Annotated in this window: 7 protein-coding genes; 1 reads left to right on the forward strand and 6 read right to left on the reverse strand. The window is 64.0% G+C overall.

The genetic code is table 11. The features are described from left to right. Positions 1 to 27: 27 nt before the first annotated feature. Together AKL28_RS18245 and AKL28_RS18250 are read right to left on the reverse strand one after the other, a co-directional pair. Complete coding sequence (locus AKL28_RS18245; protein ID WP_050469581.1) at positions 28 to 465, reverse strand: MarR family winged helix-turn-helix transcriptional regulator; 438 nt, start codon at positions 463 to 465, stop codon at positions 28 to 30. Positions 466 to 708: 243 nt separating this feature from the next. Next, positions 709 to 1356: a winged helix-turn-helix transcriptional regulator gene (locus AKL28_RS18250; protein ID WP_050469582.1), complete on the reverse strand. Its 648-nt coding sequence runs from the start codon at positions 1354 to 1356 to the stop codon at positions 709 to 711. 105 nt (positions 1357 to 1461) lie between these two features. Here AKL28_RS18250 and AKL28_RS18255 point away from each other — a divergent pair, with 105 nt between their 5' ends. Beyond that, positions 1462 to 1902, forward strand: a complete 441-nt coding sequence (locus AKL28_RS18255) for a MaoC family dehydratase (RefSeq protein WP_050469583.1) — start codon at positions 1462 to 1464, stop codon at positions 1900 to 1902. Positions 1903 to 1918: 16 nt separating this feature from the next. Here the strand turns inward: AKL28_RS18255 and maiA are convergent, their stop codons facing one another. The 4 genes from maiA to AKL28_RS18275 are packed head-to-tail and all read right to left on the reverse strand — an operon-like array spanning position 1919 to position 6614. Next, positions 1919 to 2566: a maleylacetoacetate isomerase gene (gene maiA, locus AKL28_RS18260; protein WP_050469584.1), complete on the reverse strand. Its 648-nt coding sequence runs from the start codon at positions 2564 to 2566 to the stop codon at positions 1919 to 1921. Between the two features lie 33 nt (positions 2567 to 2599). Beyond that, the gene (gene fahA, locus AKL28_RS18265; protein WP_050469585.1) at positions 2600 to 3946 is read right to left on the reverse strand and encodes a fumarylacetoacetase; all 1347 of its coding nucleotides are present in this window, start codon (positions 3944 to 3946) and stop codon (positions 2600 to 2602) included. Beyond that, positions 3943 to 5265 (reverse strand): homogentisate 1,2-dioxygenase, encoded by a 1323-nt coding sequence (hmgA, locus tag AKL28_RS18270; RefSeq protein WP_050469586.1) that lies wholly within the window; start codon positions 5263 to 5265, stop codon positions 3943 to 3945. Before hmgA ends, fahA begins: the two co-directional genes overlap by 4 nt. Positions 5266 to 5285: 20 nt before the next feature. Further along, positions 5286 to 6614, reverse strand: coding sequence for an MFS transporter (locus AKL28_RS18275; protein ID WP_050469587.1), 1329 nt, complete (start codon positions 6612 to 6614; stop codon positions 5286 to 5288). Positions 6615 to 6858 lie beyond the last annotated feature (244 nt).

Consider the following 6858-nt stretch of genomic DNA (forward strand, 5'->3'; position numbering starts at 1 on the left):
GGCTTGTCGCCCGGCAAACGCTAGCGGCTAGATGTCCTGCAGCTTGCCGTAGGCGTCATTGATCATCTGGGTCAGCTCGCCTGCCAATCCAGGGCCGAGCTGGCGGTCGATTTCATCCTGGGCGCGGCGCCAGTTGGGGCGCGCCTCATCGAGTTTCTTGCGGCCGGCGGCGGTCAGCTGCAGCGCGAAGGAACGCTTGTCCAGATGCGCCTCTTCCGGCAGGTCGACCGTCTCTATCCAGCCCGCGGCGATCAACGGCTTGAGCGCCCGGCTCAGGGTGCTGCGGTCCATGCCCATATCGGCGGCGAGCCCGATATTGGCGATCGGCCCACTGCGGCCGATGCGGCTGATCAGCGAATACTGGGTAATGGTGAGTTCGTTGGGCTGCAGATGGTGGTCGTAAATGACCGTGATCTTCCGCGTCAGGCGGCGCAGCGGGGAGCAGGTACAGGTGTCGTTACTCATGGGCGGTCCTTGGGCAAGAATGATCCTGCGATTGGCGCCTGATCACATAAATGCATATACATCGATGTGTATGCATCATATTTTCCAAACCAAGGACTGTCAAGGCATCTATCAGCCGACCGTATTGCCGGCCATATGCCGTTGCCGCTGGGCCACGGATAGGCGAAAGAAAACGGGGCACGCAGCCCGATGAGGTAAAGGGGATGTGGAAAAACAGGAACGAAGGCGAACCGACGTAGCGCCTCAAGCGCGCTTGGCGACCTTGCCCGCCTTGGCGGCCGGTTTGTCCTTGGCCGGCTTATCCTTGCCTTTGGGCTCGGCCGCTTTCTTCGATTTCTTGAGCTTGCCCTTCGGCCCGTCACCGGCCGCCCCTTCTTGCAGGCTCGCCTCGTTGGCGGCCTCGCGGCGGCGCGCCATCGACTCCAAGCGCTCGCGCGTGGCATCGTCGGCCTGCGGACCGGGCACGATGGCGTAATCGCGCGAATTGATTTCGCGGCCGGTGTTGCGGTCTACCAGAATCAGGTCGACCTGCTCGCCGGTCTTGGCGTCGACCAGCATCACGCTCGGGCCTTCCGGCGCGAAATGCTTGTTGCCCCAGGAATTGAGCGCAATGATGATGGTGCGGAAATCGCGGCCGAGGTCGGTCAGCACATATTCGAAGCGCGGCGGGCGGTCGTTGTACTGGCGGCGCTCCAGCATGCCGGCCTCGACCAGGGTATGCAGCCGGCGCGTGAGCATGTTGGGCGCGATGTCCAGGCTCTTCTGGAACTGGTCGAAACGGGTCAGCCCCTGCAGCGCGTCGCGCAGGATCAGGATGCTCCACCATTCGCCCACGCGCTCCAGCGTGCGCGCCACCGGGCATTGCATGTTGCCAAAACTCTTGCGTTCCATATCGGCTCCTTGGCGGCGTTTTTTCCGCTATCATCAGTTACTATCATTTTGCAATGATGATGGAAGTATATCTCAATCCAAACGGGAGACGCCGTGAAAGAACCGATGTTCCTTGAAGACTTTGAGGTGGGACAAGTTTTCCGCCACCCGGGCGGCGAGGCCGTGACGGCCGATGCCATCAAGCAATTCGCCGGGCAGTTCGATCCCCAGCCGTTCCACCTGGACGAGGCTGCCGCGCAACAGTCCTTCTTCCGCGGCCTGGCCGCCAGCGGCTGGCATACCGCCGGGCTGACCATGCGCATGCTGGTCGATACGCTGCACATCCACGGCGGGCTGATCGGCGCCGGTTTTGAGGAATTCCGCTGGCCGCGCCCTACCCGGCCGGGCGATGTGCTGCGGCTGGAAGTGGAGGTGCTGGGCATCAAATTATCGCAGTCCAAGCCACTGCAGGGCTTCCTCTACCATCGCGTGACCACCTACAACCAGCACGACGAGGCGGTGCTGGTCATGACCGGCAACCTGCTGGCACCGCGCCGGCCGCAATAGGCAGACCGGAGCCCCGTTAAGCCGCGTCCGGCTGCTGCGAAGGATGCGCCTGCTGGAACGCCGGCAAGGCATTACAGGCATCCTCGATGGCGCACAGCGTCGGGTACGGCTGCATGTCGACCTCGAAGCGACGGGCGTTGAACATCTGGGGCACCAGGCAGCAATCGGCCATGGTGGGCATGTCGCCCACGCAGAAATGGCCGCGCGTGTTATCCGCGGCCAGTTGCTTTTCCAGCGCGGCGAAGCCGAGCTTGATCCAGTGCTGGATCCATTCGTTCTTCTTGTCGTCGTCCACCCCGAGCTGGTGCTTGAGATAGCGCAGCACCCGCAGGTTGTTCAGCGGATGGATCTCGCAGGCGATGGCCAGTGACAGTTCTCGAATATGCGCGCGCTGCACCGGGTCGCCCGGCAGCAGCGACGGCATCGGGAAACGCTCTTCCAGATATTCCAGCACCGCCAGCGATTGCGTCATGTGGTGGCCTTCATGCGCCAGCACCGGCACCAGCGAATGCGGATTCATCTCCGCAAAGGCAGGCAGGAACTGCTCGCCACCCTGATTGAGCAGGTGTACCGGCACCGTGTCGTAGACCTGGCCTTTCAGGTTCAGGGCGATGCGTACACGGTAAGAAGCCGAACTGCGGAAATAGCCGTAAAGGGTTGTCATCCTCGTTCTTCCTTAGGGAAATTTTTATCGAACTCAGGCCAGGCTGCGCGCCGGCAACACGGTTCCGGCCACCTCGCCGAAACCGATGCGCGGCAGGCCGTCGCGTTGCGCCGATGCGCGCATCACGATGGTATCGCCATCCTCGATGAAAATGCGCTTCTCGCCGCCGGGCAACGTGATCGCCTGCTTGCCGCCGCCCGTCAGCTCCAGCAGCGAACCGGCCTGTTCCGGCTGCGGGCCGGATTGGGTGCCCGAACCCAGAAAATCGCCGGGGCGCAGGTTGCACCCGTTGACGGTATGGTGCGCCACCAGTTGCGACACGCTCCAGTACGAATCGCGGAAGTTCGACAGCGATAGCCGATGCGGCGGCTGCCCCGCTTCGCGCATGGCGCGCGTCTGGATCAGCACTTCCAGTTGCAGGTCGAAGGCGCCGGTCTCGCGCAAGGTGGCCGAGTCCAGATAGGGCAGCGGCTGCGGATCGCCGTCGGCGCGCGTCCAGGCGCAGCGGTAAGGCGCCAGCGCTTCCAGCGTGACGATCCAGGGCGAGATGGTGGAGGCGAAACTCTTGGACAGGAACGGCCCCAGCGGCTGGTATTCCCAGGCTTGCACGTCGCGCGCCGACCAGTCGTTCAACAGGCACAGGCCGAATACCTTGCCCTCGGCCTCATCCATCGTCACCGCCTCGCCCAGCGCGTTGCCGCCGCCGATGAAGATGCCCACTTCCAGCTCGTAGTCCAGCCGCTTGCAGGGGCCGAAGGATGGCGCCTCGGCATCCGGCGCCTTGGTCTGCCCGACCGGGCGGCGGAACTGCTGGCCCGAGACGGCGATGGAAGATACCCGGCCGTGGTAGCCGATCGGCACCCATTTGTAGTTGGGCAGCAGCGGATTGTCGGGACGGAACAGCTTGCCCACCGCGGTGGCGTGGTGGATCGAGGTATAGAAATCGGTGTAGTCGCCGATGGCAGCAGGCAAGGCGTACTCGGCCTGCGCCTGCGGCACCAGGCAAGCGGCCAGCTCGCTCTGGTGCGCCGAGCCGGTGCGCAGCACATGCGACAGCGCCAGCCGCAGTTCGGACCAGGCCGCCGCGTCCAGCGCCATCAGGGCGTTGAGCGTGGCACCTTCAGCAGCGGCATGCGCCGCCTTGCGCGCCAATTCGTCGAAGCCGGAAAAGGCGCCTGCCGCATGCGCCGCCTGCAGGTCGAGGATCTGGTCGCCGATGGCCACGCCGGCGCGGAAAACTTCATCGCCGCCGGCGCGGCGGAACACGCCGTAAGGCAGGTTCTGAATCGGGAATGGGCAGCCGTCGGCATTGGCGCTTTCGACCCAGCTACGCAGATCGGTGTCGTGGGTTTCGTTCAGTCTTACGCTTGGCAGGCTCATGCTTGCTCCGGGTTGAAGTTCTTTTGGATGCCCAGCCAGCAGTTCTGGTAATCGCGCTGCAGCGTCGGCGATTCCAGTGCGTAGCGGGTAGGACGGATGATGTTGCGCGTCTCGAACATGAAGGCCATGGTGCGGTCGACCTTGTTGGGCTTGCCGGTGTCGGCGCGGCTGGCCTTCTCGAAGGTGGCGGCGTCGGGGCCGTGGCCGCTCATGCAATTATGCAGGCTGGCGCCGCCGGGGACAAAACCGCCGGCCTTGGCGTCGTATTCGCCGGTCACCAGGCCCATGAATTCGCTGGCCACATTGCGATGGAACCAGGGCGGGCGGAAGGTATCCTCGGCCGCCAGCCAGCGCGGCGGGAAGATCACGAAATCGAGCGTGTCCACGCCCGGCGTATCGCTTTGCGACTGCAGCACCAGGAAAATCGACGGGTCGGGATGGTCGTAGCTGATCGAACCGATGGTATTGAAATGGCGCAGGTCGTATTTGTACGGCGCATAGTTGCCGTGCCAGGCCACCACGTCCAGCGGCGAATGGCCGATCTTCGCTTCCCACAGGTTGCCGCCGAACTTGGCGACCAGGCGGAAATCGCCTTCGCGGTCTTCGTACCAGGCGTGCGGCGTGAGGAAGTCGCGCGGGTTGGCCAGGCCGTTGGAACCCAGCGGGCCGAGGTCGGGCAGGCGCAGCAGCGCGCCGAAGTTCTCGCAGACATAGCCGCTGGCCTGGCCGTCCGGCAGGCGCACCTGGAAACGCACGCCGCGCGGGATCACGGCGATCTCCTGCGGCTCGATGTCGACCACGCCCATCTCGGTAAGCAACTGCAAACGGCCGGCCTGCGGCACGATCAGCAGTTCGCCATCGGCCGAATAAAAGAAACGGTCGGTCATCGGCCGGTTGGCCGCATAGATGTGGATGGCGCAGCCGCTCTGCGCCTCCGGCGAACCGTTGCCGGCCATGGTCACCAGGCCGTCGATGAAATCGGTCGGCGCGGTGGGCATGGGTTGCGGGTCCCAACGCAACTGGTTGGGTGGCGTAGGCACGCCGTCGAAATGGCTCAGGAGCTTGCCGCCGTCGATCGGTACAAATGCCTCATGCACGGCGGCCGGGCGGATGCGGTACAGCCACGAGCGGCGGTTGTGGCCGCGCGGCGCGGTGAAGGCGGTGCCGGAAACCTGCTCGGCATACAGGCCATAAGCGACCTGCTGCGGCGAATTCCGGTGCGCCGGCAAGGCGCCCGGCAAGGCCTCGGTAGCGAATTCGTTGCCGAAGCCGGACTGGTAGCCGGCCAGTGCGAGGTGTGATGCTGCGATGGCATTCATGCGGTATCTCCTTGAAACATTTAACGCACGCGGTGCAGGCGCGCCACCGTCAGTGCCGATATCAGCGCCGGCACGGCGGCCGCAACGAACAGCGAGGCATTGCTCCACTGCATGGCGATCAACTGGCCGCCGATGACCGGCCCCACGACCGAGCCGATGCGGCCGATGCCCAGCGCCCAGCCGATGCCGGTCGAGCGCAGCGTGGTCGGGTAATAGGTGCCGGCCAGCGCGTTGACGGCCGGTTGCCCGCCGACGATGCAAAAGCCGGCCACCACCACCGCGATGAACAGGAAGGCCGGCACCGCCGCCACCTTGCCGATCAGCGCGATGGCCACGCAGGCGATCACGAAGCAGGTGCCCAGCACCTTGGTGAAGCCGTAACGGTTGATGAACCAGCCCAGGGTCAGCGTGCCGACCACGCCGCCTACTTGCAGCGAAGTACCGATCAGCACCGCCATGCCGGTCGAATAGCCGGCGTCGTGGATCAGCGTGGGCAGCCAGTTGGACAGGAAATACAGGTTGATCAGGTTCATGAAGCTGATCAGCCACAGCAGCAGCGTGATGCCGGCGCGGCCTTCGCGGAACAGCTCGGCCACCGGCATGCCTTCAGCCTTGGTTTCCTTGACGATGATGCGGGTCGACGCATCAATGGCGAGGGCCGGCGCCAGCTTGTTCAGCCAGCGCGCGATCTTGTCCACCGGACGGCGGCGCAATACCAGGAACTGGATCGACTCCGGCAGCCAGAACAGCATGGCGATGCCCAGCAGCAGCGGCACCGCGCCGCCCACCCAGAACACCGCGTGCCAGCCGTAGGCCGGGATCAGCGCGGCGCTGACAAACCCGCCGACGGCCGCGCCCACGGTGAAGCCGCAAGACACCAGCATCATGCGCGTCACGCGTGAGGAAGAGGGGCTGAATTCGCCCACCAGCGCCATCGCATTGGGCATGATGCTGCCCAGGCCAAAACCGGTAATGAAACGCAGCGCCAGCAATTGGTCGATGCTGGTGACCAGCGGCGTGGCCAGCATGCACACGGCGAAGAACAAGGTGGAAACGATCAGCACCGGACGGCGGCCGTAGCGGTCACCCACCGGCGTCAGCACCAGCGAACCCAGCAGCATGCCGAACAGGCCGGCGCCGAATACCGGCCCCAGGCTGGCTTTGCTCACGCCCCAGTCGCCGATGATGGCCGGCGCCACATACCCCATGGCCTGGACGTCGAAACCGTCGATGATCAGGCACAGGCCGCACAGCAGCAGCAAGCCGAACTGGAAGGCGCCGAAATGCCCCTGCTCCACCACCTGATCGACATTGATCGTAGGCGCGGCTGCGCCCGGCTGAACACTCATGGTCTTGCTCCTCTGTCTCTTTGTATTTTGCAGTCCGTCTTGTCTCGTTGCCTGCCAGCGCAGCGGATGCTGTGATTGCTTGGCGCGGCGGCAACAATCGGCCTTGATTGCCGGCAGGACATCGTTGATTGTTCTTATTGCGTTGACACTGTAGTGCAATCGACTCTCTTTTACGATATAAATACAGGAATGTGATTCATTGATTTTATGAATAAAGGTCTTAGAGCGTGTTGATGATCTCGTC

The sequence above is a fragment of the Herbaspirillum chlorophenolicum genome (assembly GCF_001189955.1).
GTDB lineage: Bacteria > Pseudomonadota > Gammaproteobacteria > Burkholderiales > Burkholderiaceae_D > Herbaspirillum > Herbaspirillum chlorophenolicum.